Annotated in this window: 11 protein-coding genes; 2 read left to right on the forward strand and 9 right to left on the reverse strand. The window is 66.0% G+C overall.

Annotation, left to right across the window (positions count from 1 at the left end):
* Nucleotides 1-7 precede the first annotated feature (7 nt).
* The 9 genes from pglZ to K336_RS0104655 form a co-directional block, all read right to left on the reverse strand.
* On the reverse strand, nucleotides 8-2,518 hold the full coding sequence (gene pglZ / locus K336_RS0104615) for a BREX-1 system phosphatase PglZ type A (RefSeq protein WP_028706413.1): 2,511 nt from the start codon (nucleotides 2,516-2,518) through the stop codon (nucleotides 8-10).
* Nucleotides 2,515-2,853, reverse strand: coding sequence for a Fic family protein (locus K336_RS0104620; protein ID WP_028706414.1), 339 nt, complete (start codon nucleotides 2,851-2,853; stop codon nucleotides 2,515-2,517). The genes pglZ and K336_RS0104620 overlap by 4 nt, the downstream gene beginning before the upstream one ends.
* Nucleotides 2,854-2,871: 18 nt before the next feature.
* Nucleotides 2,872-3,282 (reverse strand): hypothetical protein, encoded by a 411-nt coding sequence (locus K336_RS16820; protein WP_051245407.1) that lies wholly within the window; start codon nucleotides 3,280-3,282, stop codon nucleotides 2,872-2,874.
* A 118-nt stretch (nucleotides 3,283-3,400) separates the two neighbouring features.
* Entirely contained in the window at nucleotides 3,401-5,584 is a 2,184-nt protein-coding gene (locus K336_RS14445) for an ATP-binding protein (protein WP_043150298.1), read from the reverse strand.
* Nucleotides 5,581-6,933 (reverse strand): SIR2 family protein, encoded by a 1,353-nt coding sequence (locus K336_RS17505; RefSeq protein ID WP_081660585.1) that lies wholly within the window; start codon nucleotides 6,931-6,933, stop codon nucleotides 5,581-5,583. Before K336_RS17505 ends, K336_RS14445 begins: the two co-directional genes overlap by 4 nt.
* The gene (gene pglX / locus K336_RS0104640; RefSeq protein ID WP_211223444.1) at nucleotides 6,930-10,511 is read right to left on the reverse strand and encodes a BREX-1 system adenine-specific DNA-methyltransferase PglX; all 3,582 of its coding nucleotides are present in this window, start codon (nucleotides 10,509-10,511) and stop codon (nucleotides 6,930-6,932) included. Before pglX ends, K336_RS17505 begins: the two co-directional genes overlap by 4 nt.
* Entirely contained in the window at nucleotides 10,508-14,023 is a 3,516-nt protein-coding gene (gene brxC / locus K336_RS0104645; RefSeq protein WP_028706416.1) for a BREX system P-loop protein BrxC, read from the reverse strand. The genes pglX and brxC overlap by 4 nt, the downstream gene beginning before the upstream one ends.
* On the reverse strand, nucleotides 14,020-14,628 hold the full coding sequence (locus K336_RS0104650) for a DUF1788 domain-containing protein (protein WP_028706417.1): 609 nt from the start codon (nucleotides 14,626-14,628) through the stop codon (nucleotides 14,020-14,022). Before K336_RS0104650 ends, brxC begins: the two co-directional genes overlap by 4 nt.
* Nucleotides 14,625-15,257, reverse strand: coding sequence for a DUF1819 family protein (locus tag K336_RS0104655; RefSeq protein WP_081660586.1), 633 nt, complete (start codon nucleotides 15,255-15,257; stop codon nucleotides 14,625-14,627). Before K336_RS0104655 ends, K336_RS0104650 begins: the two co-directional genes overlap by 4 nt.
* Before the next feature lie 397 nt (nucleotides 15,258-15,654).
* On the opposite strand from K336_RS0104655, the gene K336_RS14450 reads away from it, so the two are divergent.
* Together K336_RS14450 and K336_RS0104665 are read left to right on the forward strand one after the other, a co-directional pair.
* Complete coding sequence (locus tag K336_RS14450; RefSeq protein WP_051245408.1) at nucleotides 15,655-17,871, forward strand: alpha-galactosidase; 2,217 nt, start codon at nucleotides 15,655-15,657, stop codon at nucleotides 17,869-17,871.
* A complete protein-coding gene (locus K336_RS0104665; RefSeq protein WP_021796711.1) occupies nucleotides 17,868-18,773 on the forward strand; it encodes a carbohydrate ABC transporter permease in 906 nt (301 codons plus the stop codon). Before K336_RS14450 ends, K336_RS0104665 begins: the two co-directional genes overlap by 4 nt.
* The last annotated feature ends 6 nt before the right edge of the window (nucleotides 18,774-18,779 follow it).

Here is an 18,779-nt window from a genome sequence, read left to right on the forward strand (position 1 = left end):
CCTGAGCTCAGAAGTCGAAGTCGCTGGTGAAGGTGCGCACCAGAGTGAATCTGGCCTTGTCCGGGTATGGCCGTCGTTCCGATGCGCCGACCTGCTCGGACAGGCGCAGCTCGACCGTCCGGCCGTTGGCGTCGTCGGCCTCCTTGCTGAGCATCAAGGTGACCGGGAAGAGGCGGTCCCGCTCCTCGGGCGAGGTCTGCGAGCAGGAAACCCGCACCTCGTTCGAGATGAGGACGTCATCGGCGTAGAGACCGGCGATGAGGGTGCGCCCCTTCACCTTCTCGCTGACCGGCTCCTCCTGGTGGAGCACCACCGTGATCTGCCCGGTGGTGATGCGATCGGTCTGAGCCATGATCCTGACGGCGACCTGCCGGGTGTCCGAGGTGCGGCGCTTGTTGATGGCGAGCACCGGCACGACGATCTCCTGCAATGCTGCCCCGCCGTGCACGTAGCGCGCCCCCGAGCCGGCCATGCGCAGCCGGTGGATCGACTTGGGCACCTGGGCCTCGACCCGGCCCGCCAGTCCGAGCTGAGCGGGGGTGAAGGTGGTGAAGGCCGGGCTGCGCTTGAGACCGCGGCCCAGCACGAAACGATGATTCGCGTACAGCAGGGCATCGGCGTGCGGCTTCTCGGTGAGGTACTGCGATTCGTCCAGGGGCGTGTCCTGGTGGAGGAAACCATGGTCGGCGGTGATGAGGACGTTGTTGACGTTCGCGTTGGCGAGTTTCTTCACCAGCCTGATCAGCTCCTCGATGGTGTCCTCGCAGGCCTGGAACACCCTCGATTCGGTGGTCGGGTCGTCCCCCGTTGCGTCGATCTGGTTGTGGTAGAGGTACAGCACCCGGTGCGCCTTGACGAGCTCGCGGGCCTCACCGGGCCGCAGGCGGGTGAAGTCGGAGGCCTGGACGGCGGTGCCGCCCACGGCCTGAAGGATGCGGGCGCGGTTCTTCGTCCCGTCGGAGGGGCCGCCGTCGACCTCGACGAGCCCCTTGCTCCCCTCTGCGAGAGCCAGGGTCTTGTGCGGCAGGAGCGCTGCCATGCCCAGTTGGGTGTACGAGGGCAGTGCGCCCAGCATCGCGGTCAGTTCCGCGCTGAAGCGGTCCTCCTCGCGGATGCGGCGGGCGAGTTCCTCGGCCACGTCGTAGCGCAGGGCGTCGGAGACGATGACGACGATCTTGTTGCCCCGGTGCAGAACCGGACGGACCCGCTTGTTGTAGAACGAGGTGGCCGCGGGCGCCTCATCGACCGTCCAGCGGTCCATGGTGTCGACCTGCTCCTGCCAGGCGTTCCCGAGGGGCCCCAGGTAGGAGCCGGTGTACAGCGCCTCGACCCTCTGCCTGAGGGATCCCAGTGGCTCGTCGAGGACGGCCCTGCCCGCGTGCACGATGAACTGGCGGTAGGACTGGTCGATGGCGAACCATTCCTCGACGTAACGGCGGAATCCCTCTGCGGGCGAGCCGATCGAGGGGGGCAGCGCCTCGATGCGGGTCGACAGCGTGGAGGCTGCGGCGATGGCTTGATAGTCCTGCTCGTACTGCTGGTACCAGATGCCCGTGGCGCGCCGCCCCACCGTTCTGCGCACGTCCTGGTCCGTCATGGTTCGCTGTTCGACGCCCGTGGCCAGGAGCGCGATGATCCGCTGGTCCACTTCCTCGAAGGTGAAGCGCTCGGCGAGGGCGGGCAGGTTCAGTTCAGCGACGCGGTCTTCGATGGCGAGTTCGTCGGCGGCCCGGCGGGCCAGGGCCCGGTGGGTGTCCGCGAAGCGGACGTCGTTGCTCCACATGCTGAAGTCCCGGCCGATGTTGCGGTACTCGCCGGGCGTGGGCGAGGCGAACTTCTCCCAGGCCCGCGCGAAGAGCCACCGGACGAAGTCGTCGACGGATGGCGTCTCGGCGCCGTAGCCGTAGATGTCACGGGTGCCGGCCCAGTGGAAACCGGCCAGGCCGAGCCCGGTGATCTCGTCGATCCATGTCGACTCGCCCGAGGCGTTCTCCGTCAGCAGATTGCGCCAGATGACATCCAAGGAGTTCCCTTGGCAGCCGATGACGGTGGCGACCATCTTGGCAGCGATGTCGGTGGCGTCGTCACCGTCCTCCAACCGGGCCTTGAGGGCGGCGACGCGTGATTCCTGCCTGAAGAAGGCCGGGTACTGCTCGGCGATCTCGCGCAGTGCCGGACCGCCGCCGAGTTCCTGGACGACGAGCGAGGCGGGGTCGGCGGTGAAGGTTCCGTATGCCAGCTCGAGGTCGAGCAGCCAGTTCGCCACGGGATCGTCCGGAACGGGCGAGGGGCGGTGGATGAGGAATTTGCGCGTCGGCTCGGCGGCCAGTACGCGCCGCTTGATCGCGAATTCGTTGCCGTCCACGCGGAGCACGGTCACGCCCGGCAGATCAAGATCCTCGATGCAGCCGTTGTCGTAGTCGCCGTCCGGGTCGTTCCAGATGACGATCCGGCCGGCCTCCCCCGGGGCCTCGAAGCGTTCGCCGAGCTGGCGCTGGATGATGGACAGGGCGCTCATTCGGCGTCTCCCGCCACGGCATCGAGGTGGGCACGCCCCGCATCGGTGAGTCGGTAGCGCTGGAAGCGGCTGTTCGGTTTGTCCGGGATGGTCCTGGCCAGATAGCCCTGTTCGACGAGCGGCAGCAGGTGCCGACGGTAGTTCCCATAGGCATCACTAAGACCGATCGTCGTCAACAGGTCGGCGCGGGAACAGGGCCCGGCGGCGGAATTGACGAAGGCGACGATCGTGCGCAGGGGCCGCTCGGGCGAGGACAGATCACGCTTGAACTCGAGGGTCTTGCCCTCGACATCGGCGACCCGGCCGTCCGGGTCGAGGATCAGCAGTCCGTCCACGGCTGCACCTCCTCATCCTCACGAGCGGTGGCGGGCAGGGCGCTCATGCCCGCCACCTCCATCATCCTTCGTCGGGCCGGCCCTGTGCTCGAGCTCCCGCAAGCTCCGTAGGTCCGCCTCGTCCGCTTCTTGGGCGTCGAGCGCCCGTCGCGTCCGGTCGTAGTGCTCGTAGCGGTCCTCGGCGAGGAGCGTTCTGCGCACGGTATGAGCGCCCTCTACACGAACCATTAACTCTGAGTTAACAGTCTCCGCCGCGACCTCGCCGTCCGCGAGGACTCGCCTGACGATCTGGGCAATGTTCGGCACCGATGTGCCGTAGAGCCCGGCCATCTCCGCCTGGGTGAGCCACACCGTGCCACCCGAGGCCCGAAGCTGGACGTGACTGCCGTCATCGGCCTGGTAGAGGATGATCTCCCCGCCGTTCACCATTCCCCCTCATGCTCGTGCTCATCCGGACCGGCACACCAGTGGCTCTCATTCCGCTTGACTGCTGGAACGTCTTTCCTGCTCATCGATTGCCCTCAGCCTCTCTTGCCTCCCCATCGCCTTACAGATCGGCTTGGTCATTATTATCGGACGTCAATCCGGCGATGTCCTGCTGCCAGTCATCCGCAACGCTCTTCCAGTCAACGTCTCGCCTCTTCTCCCCTGACCAGACACCCCAATAATCAGGATCGTCAGATTTCGGACGGTACTCCTCCGGAATTTCATCGATTTCGACCAGCACTGGCAGTTCGGAGGCCCATCCGAGCAGTACGGCCTGCCGAGAGGGCAGGGAGGGGAGATCGTGCAGCAAGCCACTCAGACTGTCAGGAAGCAGCCTACTCACCAGTTCTTGATCCTTGTCATTGCTGATTCGATGGAGCAGGAAAGAGTTACACTGGGACAGCACCGTTGGAGAGAGCTCGCTTGGCCGCTGGGACGAGAGAACCATCCCCAAACCGAATTTTCTGCCCTCTCGGGCGATCTTCTCGAAGACCTTGCAGCAGACTGCGGCAACGGATTGATTGTCGGGGTCATCACGATAACGCCTGACGAAGGTGTGCGCCTCTTCCATCACAAGAACCGTCGGCAGGGTCTTCCCACCGTTGAGTCTCCTGTAGCGCTGGAGCGCTTCGAGCGTCACTCGGGCGATGACGGCTGTCACCAAGTGCACTATTTCTGCGGGGACGAGGGAAAGATCGATGATGGAAACAGGGACAGCTGCACTTCCATCGTCCCCGATGTATGACGCGAGCCAGTCTGAAAGGGACTCCTCTGAAATATTTCCGCCAGAGCCCGCGATCTGCTTCATCCGGGCATCCGAGAGCAGGGCCTTGATTCGTATGAGCATCGTCTCGACATAGTCTGAAACACCCATGAGCTCGGCATTGGCCTCCACGCTGCGCAGCAATTGGTCACCCGTGAAGGGCAAGGGAAGATCAGCATCAATCGGGAGAGCATCGGAATCGCTACCACCGAATGCTTCGTAAGCCATCTTCGCAGTGCAAAGAAGAATATCAACCTCTTCCTTACTCAGGTTACAATTAGGGTGAGCAGGCTGACGAGAAGTTAACAAGGTGTTCATATTGTTGGAAAGTGATTCGATCATTTTGACTTCCCACTCCGAGAAAGAGCTCTGGACGGTGAGACCTTCTTTCCACTTCTCAATCATCTCAAAGAAGCCTTTTGCCTTGGGGAAACCCGACCACGGCGTTCCAGCATTTTTGGCCATTTGGATCAGACTCACGATCGTCCGCAGGTATCTTCTCATCTCCTGCCGAGAAGAAGTGTTTTCATCAACAGATCCATCCTTGACCGTCCTCAGCGCTTGCACCAAGGTGGGACGTTGGGTCTTCGCTGTCGCCTGGGCGAATGCGCTCCATTCCGCACTGTTCCAGAGCCAGAGCGGCACACGGAGTTGATCGGCTCCTTCCCCAGTCTCAACGGCGAATCGACGCACCCCTTGTATGTCATCGAACGCATGCGAGTACTCTCCGTTGGGGTCGAGGATGATGAACCTCGCATTCGGATTCCTCTCATCCCCGCACTCGCGTTGAGCCGCCTCAAGAGACCAGCGGATGAGACCGGCGACCGAACAGGATTTTCCGCTTCCCGTGTTCCCCAAGACGGCGAGATGACGACCGAACAGACGATCCGGGTCGATTCTGACCTCAGCGTTCGCAGCGAGAGGGCTGGTGCCGATACGCACCCGTCGATTCACCCCGGACTCAACGATCGCTCGCAGCTGACGTTGAGTGGGAAGCAGGACCTCATCACCGACTGCAGGGTAGGTGCTCATCCCTCGGGTGAAGCTATAGGAATTTTCATTTTCTGGTTCACTGGCTTGTTGAGGCCTATTCATCGGGGTTGGATCACGATCGCCATCCCCAGGCACAACGTCGTCTGCAGACGCTGCGAATAAGCCTCGTTGCAGTGTACCCAGCGGGTTGAGACTCAGTTTGCGCACCGGGTACGGGAGATCAACGAGACCGAAATCCTGCATTCCCCTGCGTTTGGGGAACTGGGAGGGCTGAACCGTGATCCATTGGATCTGGCCCACCATGTAGCCATCACTCGTGCCGACCAAGACGTAACCGTTGAGACGGGGGAAGGGTCTGGGGATGCCCGTGTTGAGAGCGATGTCCTCTGGCGCTTCGATGTCCAACGAGACTCTGATCTCATCCGAGGAGACGAAGTCAACCGTTCCGATGCGCAGGGCACCAGCATAAGCAATCGGTGTTGCACTCATGACTCATCACCCGGCCCGGCCCCCTCCCGGCCTTTCTCCGCAGAAGGCTCTTCGGTCCCGAATCTCTGGCGGAGGAGCTCTGCCATCCGGAAGGTGGTGCGGTCTATCGCAGGTTTGGGAAGATAATTCTGTGTAAGCTTCGCGAGGTCAGCCAGATCCGGGCCAACCAGTAGGCTCATCTGCGCGCTTCGACCAATATTTTCATAGAATTTGATGATTCTGTTCGATGCATCATCATGCGAGATGATGACCACATGCGTCGATGGGATGGTGAGCATGTCCCGGAGGACTCTGTTGATGTGGTCGTCGCCGAAACTGTACCCGTAAGTGACAAGGGTGCTGTTTGGACGGCACAGAGCTCCTGCGAGATCGCGGAACATTTCCACGTAGGGGTACCCGGCGGTCTCCCTGTCCTTGCTCGAGTTCGGATAGATCATGAGCTGGAAGGCCGAGGCGCCGTTCAGCCCGGGAGCTTCGAGATATGGTTCCAGTGATTCTGCTCCGAACGGCAGACCAACCCGTCTGATGTCTTCCCCTGTCGTCACCCAGTCCACCGATCCATGCAGCTTGGTGAAATGAGCAACGCCTTCGAGGAATCGTGGTTCTCCTTTGATGCCGGGAGGATTGTAGTGCATGTCAAGATTCAGTCGTGATGACCGGAACACGGGTGCCAGCGTTCCGACGAAACGGTCCAGCAGATGCATGCCGGCGAGTTCAGCTCCGGCCTCAATCAGGCGATCGTAGTTCGTGGTGAAGATGTGAAGACGCTCACGAGGTCCGCCTCTGCCGGCAAAGCTCATCAGGAAGGACACGAGAACATTGAATGCCTGTTCCCTCTTCTCGCTCACCGCGGTAGCTATCCCACGTTCGCTAGTCAGTATGCTTTGCGCGAACTCATTGATGGTCATGTCGATCTCTGAGCGGAGATCATCGGTTCGGTCATGATCCAGTATTTCAAGACCTCGTAGCAGTTCATTGGCCACGCGCAACGCATCCTCGAGGTTCTCCCCGTTCCTCGACATGCGCTCAGCAGATTCTTTTGCGGCTTTGCTGATCTTGTCTCCACAAGTCTTGAACTTCGGCGTGTTCATCCCCGTTGCAGACTTACCTACTGCAAGGTGATGGACAGCGTGAGTGAGGCCAGACCCGGCGAGGAGTGACAGATGCTCGGACTGGAACAGTGAGGAGAGCCATGGTTCGATCCTCTTGCGAAGGTCTGGAACGCCAAGGTTCTCACCGAACCAGGATGACCGATTATCGCTGGTCACCCGAAAGCCATCTTCTCCATTCTGCTTGAACCGGATCGGCTTGGAGTCCTCACGAACCTTGAGAATGTTCTCAGCAGTCATTTCTTGCTCTCCTCGGGCTGGAGCGGGTTGACGGGCCATGTCCACGTCTCGACGTCGTGACGTTTCTCCTCGATGGCCTTGATTCTGACGAGGGCTTTGCCGAAGCGGAGGTAGTTGACCAGGACGCCGTCGTCCAGGTCAAGATCGAGGTTCCGGGTGGCCAGCGGGTAGAGGATGTCGCGCTCGTAGTCCTCGCATTCGAGCAGGTCCTTGCGGTACTTGTCGGCCCTCTTGAGGTTCGCACTCCTATCGGATCGTTCCAGTTGGTCGATCTCTGCACGGAGCTTGGTCTGGAATTCGCGAAGGTACTCGTTGAGCACGGTGTTCAGTGTCGCCGGGGTGTAGCGGTGCAGGTAGATCAGCGCGTTGAAGACGCCCTTGCCATCGGGGCGCGAGGAGAACATCCAGTAGATCGGGCGGTTCGAGTAGCGCTTGCAGTGGTCCTTGTAGAAGTCCCTCAGGAAGTACCGTCGCAGGGGTTTCCCGAGAACGGATTCGATGCATCGGACGTTCTCCTCGAGATTCGCCTCCCCGAAGGAGGCCTTGAGGAAGGTTCGGAAGCGGGCGACGATGTCATCCTCGAACCAGTCGTCCTGTGTCACGGGGATGACGTTGTCGTCGTCCGGCGCGAAGGTGGGCTCTGGTACCCGTGCCACGTAGTCTTGGATCGTCTCGCCCTGACTGGCCAGGATGAGCCCGGGTTCATCGAGGCTGTAGCGGCCGAACATGCAGCCCACGGCGTAGGAGATGAGATCGCGGACCGCATCGGCCGCGAACAGCTCGCGGTATTCAGCCTCGCTACGTTCTTCGCCTTTGGCGGGGGCATAACGGAACCAGGGGTTCGAGGTCAGGGAGACGCGGTTGAGCGGAACCTCGGTCGGCACCTCATCCTCCAAGCCGTAGACGCAGGTCCAGTAACGGTTGTTCTCTTCCTCCAGCTCTTGGGCCTCACGGCCAGCACGAGTCGAGTCATTCCACCAACACTCAAGAGCACCCTCGAGAGATTCATTGGGCTGAGTGCACTCCATCAGCGGCGAACCGACGAAGCCCCAAGAGAGCTCATATGAATTCCAGTCCCCACGAGACAACTCAATAAGACCATCAGCAATTGACGCACTTTTGGAATTATCATCGGGCACGCCGAAGTCAATGATGGGAAGTTCCGCAAGTTGACCGACTTCGAAGTGCATGGTTGCCGCAAGCGACTCGAGAATCCTCTGAGTAGCAGTCGAATTCAACAGCGCAAGCCTCTCAAGATCCGAGCCTAAAATGACTGGCGCCACATCGTTCGGAATGAATCCTTCACTCGTAAAACGGAAAGAAGGCTCACCGCTCGACACTCGAGACCACGAGATCGCCGGCTTGAAGTAGGAGTCGATGTTCTGCGGGCGAGACTTCTGCTTCCCTCCCGCGTCACGGAACTCTTGAATCTCGGCGCCGTCATGCTCCCAGTTCACCACGTACTCCTGGTTGCCCCACCACTTGCGGAAGGCGCCGCCCTTGAGGTGGGGGAACCACTTCGCACCGCTGGCGGCGGCCTCCTCGCGGGATGCGGCGGTGAAGCACGACTTGTCCCGGGAGACCTCGAACCAGTGGCGCAGGAAACGCAAGTTGTCTCCAGTCTGGAGACCAACCCTCGGGGCGGCGATCTCGCCCAATGGGCTGCCCTCGGCGAAGACCCTCAGCATGGCGGGCGAGAGCCAGTAGGCGATGCGAGCGCCTGGGACACTGGCGAGTTCCCGGGCTGTCAAGATGAAGCGGGGAGCGCTCCCCCTCACCGCCTCTGCGAGCAGTTCCTCTTTCTCCGCTTCGGAACTCCCCTCGACCAGCCTGAGGTAGCAGGACTGTCTCTCAGGAGAGCGCCCCTGCTCGAGGATGAAGGCAGTGGTGGAGACCACCTCGCCCCCGATGGAGTCGAAGGCCCTCTCCCCCAGGTGCGCCATCGTCACCGGCGGGGCCGAGCTCAGGATGCGGCGTCGCAGCTCCTCGAAGGATCCGAGGAACATCCAGCCCTGCATCGTGATCATCGCGACCAGCCCGTGGCCGCCCTCGGCCAGCGCGAGGCACCGTTCGATGAAGGCGGCGAAGAGATCGGCCTTGGCCGCCGGGTGGTGCGTCTTCCCCCAGTCCGACAGGACCGCATCCATGTTCTTGCTGCCCATGTACGGCGGATTGGTCACCACGACGGCGTACTCGCGGGCGAGGTACTCGGCCTGGCACAGCACCTGTTCGGCGCGTTCTCTCAGGTTCGCACCGACCAGAGTGTCAGAGTCGAGATCTTCCGCCTGCGCCTTGGCAACTGCCAGTGTCTCGGAGTCGGGGCTGATCAGTGAGCCCAGCATGTCAGCATGGCGGAAGCACTGCCAGAAGTCCTCCTCGGCCCGGCGGTCGCCGCCGGCGCTGACGAGGCGGTCCAGCTCGTCCGGGGTGAACTCGGCCGACTCGATGACACGGATCCGGGGCTGGACGTGCGTGCGCAGGAAGCGGCGCTGCCGGGCCCGGGCCTTCATCATGAGCGCGAACGCCGCGAGCGCCCCGGCGCGGCCGTCGATCTCGGTGCCGCGCAGATTGTGGGTGAGGATCAGCTCGGGGATCTCGGAGGGCGCGTAGCCCTCCTCCTCGTAGATCTCGTAGAGCAGGTCGAAGGCGTAGGTGAGCATGTGCCCCGAACCGCAGGCCGGGTCCATCACCGTCAGCTCCTCGGGCCGCTCGATCCGCAGGAAGTCCTCCTCGCCGGTCGGCTCGATGTAGTACTCCATCCGACCGCCCAGGGCCGACTCGGGGTGGTTGAGCAGCCACAGACGGCCAACAGAGTTCTGCACCAGATAGCGGACGATCCAGTCCGGGGTGAAGAGCTGGGTCGCGGCGGGGATCTCGTCGGGGCCGGCCTTCTTGTTCCTCTTGAAGCCGGCGAAGACCTCGTTCTTGCGTTCGGAGATGTAGAACTGGTAGAGCCAGCCGATCACCTCGACGTCCTGGCAGTCCTCGACCGTGAGGGTCTCGACCGCCGTGGCCCGCACCGAGCCGTCGGCCAGCAGGTTGCCGGGCATGAGCAGGCTCGTGAAGCTGCCGTCGGCGGCGAACATGAAGGGCATGGCCCGGTGCCAGAAGGCGCAGTGGGCGGCCAGGATCAGCCCGTAGGCCTCGCCCTGCGCGTCGTGGCTGGTCAGGGTTCCGTCGAGCAGGCCGGTGATGCGTTCCACCTGCGCCGGGCGGGTGAAGACATCGGGGTCGAACTCGCCGCGTTTGGCCGCCGCCAGCACTGCCGGTTGGCCGCTCGCTCGGCCCGCCTCGGGCGAGACGACGGGCGTGGGCGTGCACCGGTTGGCGTCCATGAAGCGCAGGGCGACGATCCGGTTGAACCATGCGTAGGCCTGCTCCTCGACGATGCGCCGTCGCCCCTCCCGGCCCCCGCCGTGGCGGGCGATGGCGTCCTCGAGTTCTCCGACCGCACCGGGGGCCTCGACCCGTGCGGTCGAGGCCGGGGCGAGCGCGGCCATGAGCCGGGCCTCGACCTCTGCGATGAGCCCGCTGCGGGCCGAGGCCGCGAAGGCTTCGAGTTTCTTCGTGTCGATCACAGCGAGACCTGCTTCCCGGAGTCGATGGCCTCGTGCAGGATGGCGCGCAGCTCCTCGAGGTAGGCGTCGGCGTCGGCGGTGGTGCGCAGCAGCCTGGCCCGGGGCCTCGGCAGGCGACGGATCGGGACGATGGGCCGGGGCGGGGCGGCCGGCTCGTCAGAGCCCTGCTCCCGGTGCGGGCGGGCCGTCTCGACGAGTGAGAGCAGTTCGGTGTAGCCGTCCTCGTCGAAGTCGTTCGCGATCTGGCGGATGAGCGGCACCGAGGCGGCATCGGCGATCCTGACCTGGACGCTGCTGCCCGCATCTTCGACCCCGGCGCGGGCCTCGTCGGTGGTCTCGGCCCAGGCGGCGCTGCCGCGGATGGCCGCCACCCGTGCGTTGACCACGGCGGCGGCCTTCTCGCGCTCGTCGTCGAGCACCCGGCCGAGACCCCTCCGCAGCGCCGCTGCGGTCTCCTTGAGCCGGTTGATGCCCTGCCCGCGCAGGATCCGCGGATCGTCCAGCAGGGCCTGGACCCTCTCGGCCTGCCCGTCATGGAGATAGGCGAGATTGTCGCGGTTGGCGCCCACCAGCCGCATCGCGTCGTCGTAGATGCCCTTCTGGGGGCTGGCCAGGAAGTGGCGCACCGGGTCGATGGCGTTCTCCTTGGCGTCCAGCAGATCGTCCGCATGGGCGGGTAGTTCCTCGAGGTACCACTCGGTGGGCTTCTCGAGGGTCCGGTCGAGCAGAGCGAGGGGCTCGTCGAGCAGCCTCATGAACGGGTACGTGCCGGCGTAGGCGTCGTGCGTCGTCCGCAGATCGCGGCGCTCCTCGGCAAGGGCACTCTTGACTTGGGATGCCAGCTCCGAGGGATCGGCCGGCAGCTCGCCCCGGGAGAAGAACTCCTGGGCGAAGGCGCGAACGCGCTGCACCGCGGCCGGGTCGAACCGGCGCTGCCGGGTCACGACGATGCCTGCGTGCTTGTGACCGTTGCACAGGGCCTCGGGAAGCTCGGTGCGCTTGAGCCTGCGCCCGTCCAGGGAGAGCGCGACCTGCGATGTGGTGCACAGCCTGGTGACGGCGCACAGGATCGCCGCCAGCGGCCAGCCGTAGGGCTTGTCCTCGAAGCTCTCCACGATTCCCCTGACGGTGACGGTGGCATTGAGCCGGTGCTGGGCGGTGATGAAGGCCACCACCTCGTCGGCCGCCGGCTGGAGCCTGTCCTCGCCGCGGTCGATCATGGCGGGATCCTCCTCGGCGAACCGGGTGATGTCCGGCTCGGCGTAGTTGATCCCGTCCAGGAGCGAGAGCTGGGTGTAGGTGCGGTCGACGAGCTGGGCCATGGCCTCGTCGATGCGGTCCTTCGGGCCGACCGCCCGCACATTGATCTGGGCTCCGTTGATGATGAATTCGGCCCGTTCGATGGCCTCCCTGACCCGTCCGACCAGCTCTCGGCGGCGTTCCTGGTTGAGTCGGCTCTTGGCGTCGAGGATGTGGCGCTGGGTCTCGGTCAGCGACGAGGAGCGCCGGCGCCGCGCATATTTGTCCGTCTGCACGTGCAGGCGCAGGTCGGCGTACAGCCGCGGGTCGTCGGGCAGCAGCACCCGTACCTCGTCGCGCCCCATGGACTGCGCCATGACGACCTCGCGCGGCTGCCCCAGCGCCGGGGAGACGTAGTGGACGGCGAGCGGATGGGCGCGGCTGTAGAGGACGTCGTCAAGCCGCAGCTCGTACTTGAAGTCGCGTCCGGTCGGCGTGTGGCGGAAGGTCGTGGACTTCACCACGTCGTCACTGATGATCGTGGACAGGAGCTTGGAGACCTCCGCCGGGCCGATGTCGGTGTTCTTGATCTCCTGCTCGATCTCCTGCTCCTCGTCGGTCAGGTATTCGTACGCGGTACCGGCGCGCTGCACATAACTCCGCCCCTCCAGCAGGTCGAGGGCCCCGGTGATCCTGCTGGTGAGCCCGGCGATGTCCTGGTCGAAGCGGTCGTAGAGCAGCACGGTGAGGTTGCGGGCCGTTGCGGTGAAGCCGTCGACGTATTTGACGAGGAACAGGGCCTTGAGCAGGCGGATCGCGATCGTGGAGGTCTCGGAGCCGGAGGGCAGCTGCTTCTCGGCCTCCAGGATGTTGCGGATCGCGGCGGCCTTCACGGTCTGACCGATGCCCGAGAACATGAGGTCGAAGGGCGCCACGGCGCCGACGGGCTCGTCCGCGAGCTCCTTCGCCACGTCCTGGATGACGCCCAGCATGGAGCGCTCGCCGACCGAGGCGTGGCGGCCCTCGAACACGTTGTGCCCCGACAGGCCGACCAGCGCCGCCTGGAAGAGCGGGAACTGGTAGGGCACGAAGGGATAGCTGCCGGTGAAGTGCTCCCGGCCCTGATAGTTGCGGTAGGTCTTGGCCCCGTCCGCGAAGTCGAACAGGGTGCGGAAGTTCGCGCGCTGGGCGTCGTACAGCGCGTCGAGCTCGGCCTCGCCGTCGGCGTTCTTGCCGAGCAGGCGCTTCTCGATGACCTCCTCGACATCGCGGCTGGTCAGTTTCATGCGGGTGGCGAAGCGGGCCTGGATCTTGGAGAAGTCGTTGGCCTGCCATGTGGTGCGGTCGCCGATGACCCCGTCCATGTCCTCCTGGCTGGTGACGCACACCCACGCCCTGCCGCCGCACTTCGTGTTGAGGGATTCGACGATGGTCTGGAGGTTGAGCATGAGTTTCGTGTCGGAGCCGATGAACTGGCCCACCTCGTCGGCCAGGAACAGCAGCCGACGATCCGCGGGGCGCTCGGCCAGCCACTGGGCGACCTCGTCGGCGAAGTCCTCGATGGACAGGGTGAACCGCTCCTCGTAGCGGGCGAGGATGTTCTCGGTGGGCGGCTCCCCGGTCACCTTCGCCCAGGCCTGCGTGACATTGCGCTCCTGCAGGATGCCCTCCTCGCGGCCCTGCTCCCAGGGCACCGAGGCGATCTCGGCGAAGGCCTCGCGGAAGCGCCCCAGCAGGCCGCGGCGGTCGAGGTCGCGTTCGAAGCGGGCCACCGACGGCTCGCCAGAGTAGTAGCCGCGGGCCTCGTTGAACACCTTGACGAAGACCTGCAGCAGGGCGTCGGTCTGGTTCTTGTCGATGAGCGGCGCCTTCTGGTCGATGTTGAACAGCAGGCAGGTGGCGGGAATGCGCGCCACCCTCGCCAGCGAGGCGGCGAGCATGGAATCGCCCTCGGCCTTGGCGGTGAAGGCGTCGACGACCGACCCACGAGGATGATCCTGGCCCGGCACATCGCCCAGCAGGTGGGCGAGCATCTTGAGCAGGTGCGATTTTCCGGAGCCGAAGAAACCGGAGATCCACACGCCGTTGCCGCCGCCGTAGACCGGGGCGGTGTAGGCCTCCAGCAGATCGGACAGGGCGGCGGCGGTCTCGCCGGTGAGCACGTACTCGTCGATCTCGGTCGCCAGATGCTCGGCGTCGTCGGCCTTGATGACGCCCTCGATCGGACGGGCGATGTCCTTGGCGAAGATGCTGCCGATCGTGACGTCGCTCATGCTGGCTCCTGTTCCAGGATGTTCTTGGCCCGGTAGTACTGGTCGTCGGAGAGTCTGCCGAACAGCACGAGGGCCGAGCCGAGGGTGGCCGACTGACGGTACTCGCCGGGGAAGAGCACCAGCATCGGCCGGCTCGAGGCCACCGTCTGAAGATTGTTCAGCACGGTGTGGGTGCGGATGACGGGGAAGACCTTGCCGATGCCGGTGAGGAAGAGGATGTCGTAGTCCGGCTGGGCGTCGAGACGCTTCCTGATGGCCGGGGCGATGTGCTTCTCGGGGTCGAGCATCCGCTGGAGATCATGCTGGAAGTCGCTCTTGCAACGGCGGGATTCCAGCTCGTCGAGCCGATCGAGGACGCCGCGCTCCCCCAGCATGCCGATCGCGAGCTCGAACAGGTCGATGGTGATGACGGTCAGGCCCTGCTCGGTCTGCAGCGCGGTCCGGATTCTGCCGGCGGCGGCCGCCACCTCGAGCTCCCACTCGGGTGGATAGGCCCAGATGAAGAAGGGCACCTCACGGCCCAAGCCCTTCATCCGCTGGAAGCGCCGGGACGAGAGCACCGCCAGAACACGCTGCTCCTCCTCGGCCAGGTTGCGCTCGCTCATGCCGGGCTCCCCACCAGCGCGTCCTCCACCGGGAAGAACCGGAGATCGCTCGGCGTGCGGGCGCGGAGGAAGGAGGCGACCTCGCACGACAGCAGCGGAGACAGGATCCGGCCGTCGTCGAGGAGCTCCGCCTGGCGCATGGCAAGGAACAGGTTCACGCGCAGCTTGGACCGGGTGGACGGCTTGACCGCATCGAGCTCGTGGTGCCACAACGCCTTCGCGGCCCAGAAGCGTTCGAAGTCCTCGGCCCCCAACGCGGGAGCGCCGAGGAGGAAGCCGTCGCGCAGCACCTCCTGCGCGAACTCGCCGACGAAGGCGTACCGGCGGCAGAACGCGACCCACATGAGGTGCCTGTGGTCGGGCCCGGGCGCCGTGGCCACGTGCGCCGTCTCCTCGTCGCTCAGGGTCGCCATGCGCTGGACGAGCTCCCGGGCGAGCCGCACCGCCGTGGCGTGCGTGCGGGCGTGGAGCAGATTGCCCTCGTCGAGGGCCCGGCGGGCAGCCGCCCAGTCGCCCAGCTCCCCGTGGAGCCGGGCGGCGACCCTGGACTCCTCGGCGAACAGGCCGCCGACGAGGAAGGACAGGCGGTACGGCTGCGGAATCGTCTCGTGCACTCTGCTCGCTTTCATGCTCGTGCGGGGCGTCGTGGGCGCAGGCGGCCGCCCTGCCGTGTCAGTGCTCGCCCGGCCCGCGCTTCACTTCACGAACAGGGTACGGCGGCCCACTGACATGTTGCCGCCCCCCACGCCCGCGCGCAGCGGAGCGCCGTTTCTTCCCGATGTCGGTCATCGGCCCCGAAAGTCCACGCCCGCGCGCAGCGGAACGCCGTCCCGGCCCGTTCACTGTGCGGAGATCGCTCGTCATTCCACCGGCTCCGCACAGTGAACCGGCGGGGTGAACCGCCACGTGGTGAGACGCGCACCCACCATCGGCCCACCGGTTATCATGGTGCCCACGCGGCTCCCGCCGCCGGGCACCGCGCTCCGCACCCCTCACAAGGGGTCCTGAGACGAGGACATCGTTGTCATGACCGTGCATCTGCGCCGAGCCGGCACCTCGCTGGTCCTGGACCTGCCGACGGACCGCTTCCCCGTCGTCCGCCACTGGGGCACGGACCTGGGGCCGTTCGACGGCGCGGCGTTCACCGACCTCGCGACGGCGCAGGCGACGTCGACCGGCGACAACAGCACCTGGATCACCAACGACCTGCCCGTCCTGCCGCTGCCCCACCTGGGCTGGGCGGGGCGCCCCGCACTGCTCCTCCACCGCCAGGACGGCTCGGCCTTCTCCGCCCACGTGACCGGGATCGCCCATGCGGTGGCCGCCGAGGCCGGCGCCGACGTCGTGCGCTCGGTCGGCGCCGACCCCGTCCATGCCATCGGCGTGGCCACCGAACTGCGCCTCGAGGCCTGCGGGCTCGTCCGCGTCCGCGTCACCGTCACGAACCGGGCGACCGACGGGCGGGGCCCCCAGGGCTCACCCCTCGTCGTGGGCGAGGTCACCCCCGTCCTGCCGGTCCCCGCCGATGCGTCCGAGCTGCTCGACATGGCCGGGCACCACGGCCGGGAGCGTCGTCTCGTGCGCACGCCCTTCACCGCCGGCACCAGACTGCGCGAGAGCTGGGAGGGCCGCCCGGGCCACGACGCCGCCACCTGGCTGGCCGCCGGACGCACCGGTTTCGGCTGGCGCTCCGGCACCGTCCACGGCGTGCACCCGGCCTGGTCCGGGAACACCCGCTCGGTCGCCCTCAACACCTCCCAGGGCCTGCGCCTGCTCGGGGCGGGCGAGCTGCTCCACCCGGGCGAGGTCGTGCTCGACCCGGGCGAGTCCTACACGTGCCCCTGGGCGGTCTTCTCCTGGGGGGAGGGCCTGGACGAGCTCGCCGGCCGCGCCCACGCCTGGCTGCGCTCCCTGCCCTCGCACCCCGCCCGGCCCCGCCCCGTGCTGCTCAACACCTGGGAGGCCGTCTACTTCGACCACGACCTGGGCACCCTCACGGCCCTGGCCGACGAGGCCGCCGCCCTCGGGGTCGAGCGCTTCGTCGTCGACGACGGCTGGTTCGGTTCCCGCCGCGACGACCGCTCCGGCCTGGGCGACTGGTGGGTCTCCCCCGACGCCTGGCCGCAGGGGCTGGAGCCGCTGGCCGAGCACGTGCGGGGCCTCGGCATGGAGTTCGGCCTGTGGTTCGAGCCCGAGATGGTCAACGCCGACTCCGACCTCGCCCGGGCCCACCCCGACTGGATCCTCTCCGACGGCGCGGGCGGCGCCCCCGAGCACCGCAACCAGCGGGTCCTCGACCTCACCGCCCCCGGCGCCTGGGACCACCTCCGCGACACGATGAGCGGGCTCGTCGAGCGACTGGGCATCGCCTACATCAAGTGGGACCACAACTCGCCCCTGCTCACCGCCGGGCACCAGGCGGCCGGCACCCGCTGCGGCGCCCCCGCCGTCCACGACCAGACCCTCGCCTACTACCGGCTCCTGGACGCCCTGCACGGGCGCTTCCCCGGGCTGGAGATCGAGTCGTGCGCCGGTGGGGGCGGGCGCATCGACCTCGGCGTCACGGAGCGGGTCCAGCGCGTGTGGGCCAGCGACTGCAACGACGCCCACGACCGCCACGACATCAACCGCGGCACGATGCTGCTGCTGCCGCCCGAGCTCGTCGGCACCCACGTGGGGAACCGCCGGGACCACACGACCCGCCGCGAACTGGACATCTCCTTCCGGGCCGGCACGGCCCTGTGGGGCCACATGGGCGTGGAGTTCGACCTGCTGTCGGCCCCCGAGCCCGAGCGGCGCGCCCTCGCCTCCTTCATCGCCCTGCACAAGCGGCTCCGCCCCCTGCTGCACTCCGGCGTCCTCGTCCACGCCGACCTCGACGAGGACGAGCCCCTGCGCATCCAGGGCGTCGTCGCGGCCGACGGCTCCGACGCCCTCTACGAGATCGCGGCCCTCGGCCAGCCGCTCTCGTGGCCCGCCGCGCCCCGCCCGCTGCCGGGCCTCGACCCGGCGCGCACCTATCACGTGCGGCTCGAGACGCCGCTCGGCGAGGAGCTGCGCTATGGGGCCCCCTGGACCCGCCCCGAGGGCGTCGTCCTGCCCGGCGCCTATCTGTCGGCGACGGGCCTGTCCCTGCCCTCCATCCACCCGGACCACCTTCTGCTCGTGCGCGCGACCGCCCTCGGCCCGGACCGCGCGCCGGCGATCCGAGCACACTCCACGGCGAACGGAGGATCCTCATGAGCGCCCTCACCGGGGCGGTTCCGAGACCCGGCAGGAGGACGAAGGACGACCGCGTGCTCGGCATCGCCTTCATCATCCCCGCCGGCATCGGGCTCGTCGCCTTCTACCTGTGGCCGCTGGTCCGCGGCATCTGGTTGTCCCTCACCGAGTACAACCTGCTCACGCCCGAGCAGTTCACCGGTCTCGCGAACTACGAGCGCATGCTCGGCGACTCGATCTTCTGGAACGCGGTCAAGGTCACGCTCGAGTACGTCGTCATCAACATCGGCCTCCAGACGCTCCTCGCGCTGCTCATCGCCGTGCTCATGCAGCGCCTCACCCAGTCGACCCTCGTCCGCTCGGTCGTCCTCACGCCCTACCTCGTCTCGAACGTCGTCGTGGCCATGCTCTGGCTGTGGATCCTCGACAACACCCTCGGCATCTCCAACCAGATCATCGAGGCCATCACCGGCGAGAGCGTCAACTTCTTCTCCTCGGCGCTCGCGATCCCGACCATCGCGCTCATCAACGTGTGGCGCCACATGGGCTACACGGCCCTGCTCATCTTCGCCGGCCTGCAGTCCATCCCGAACTCGGTCTACGAGGCCGGCAAGGTGGACGGCGCCAGCGAGTGGACGATGTTCTGGCGGATCACGATGCCGCTGCTGCGCCCCATCCTCGCGCTCGTCCTCATCATGACGATGATCGGCTCCTTCCAGGTCTTCGACACGGTCTCCGTGACGACCCAGGGCGGCCCGGTCAACGCCACCCGCGTGCTCCAGTACTACATCTACGACATGGCCTTCGGGCGCTTCCAGTTCGGCTACGCCTCGGCGATGGCCGTCGGACTGCTCATCGTGCTGGCCGCCATCACGATCCTCCAGTACCGGATGACGCGCGCCGGCGAGACGGACCTGGCCTGAGGAGGA

The organism is Propionibacterium acidifaciens DSM 21887 (assembly GCF_000426605.1).
Lineage (GTDB): Bacteria > Actinomycetota > Actinomycetes > Propionibacteriales > Propionibacteriaceae > Propionibacterium > Propionibacterium acidifaciens.

Coding starts and splice junctions, on each gene's coding strand:
- K336_RS0104650 (WP_028706417.1), bottom strand. CDS start 14,628: ATGAGCGAGCGCAACCTGGCCGAGGAGGAGCAGCGTGTTCTGGCGGTG.
- brxC (WP_028706416.1), bottom strand. CDS start 14,023: ATGAGCGACGTCACGATCGGCAGCATCTTCGCCAAGGACATCGCCCGT.
- K336_RS14450 (WP_051245408.1), top strand. CDS start 15,655: ATGACCGTGCATCTGCGCCGAGCCGGCACCTCGCTGGTCCTGGACCTG.
- K336_RS0104655 (WP_081660586.1), bottom strand. CDS start 15,257: ATGAAAGCGAGCAGAGTGCACGAGACGATTCCGCAGCCGTACCGCCTG.
- K336_RS16820 (WP_051245407.1), bottom strand. CDS start 3,282: ATGGTGAACGGCGGGGAGATCATCCTCTACCAGGCCGATGACGGCAGT.
- pglZ (WP_028706413.1), bottom strand. CDS start 2,518: ATGAGCGCCCTGTCCATCATCCAGCGCCAGCTCGGCGAACGCTTCGAG.
- K336_RS17505 (WP_081660585.1), bottom strand. CDS start 6,933: ATGACTGCTGAGAACATTCTCAAGGTTCGTGAGGACTCCAAGCCGATC.
- K336_RS14445 (WP_043150298.1), bottom strand. CDS start 5,584: ATGAGTGCAACACCGATTGCTTATGCTGGTGCCCTGCGCATCGGAACG.
- K336_RS0104665 (WP_021796711.1), top strand. CDS start 17,868: ATGAGCGCCCTCACCGGGGCGGTTCCGAGACCCGGCAGGAGGACGAAG.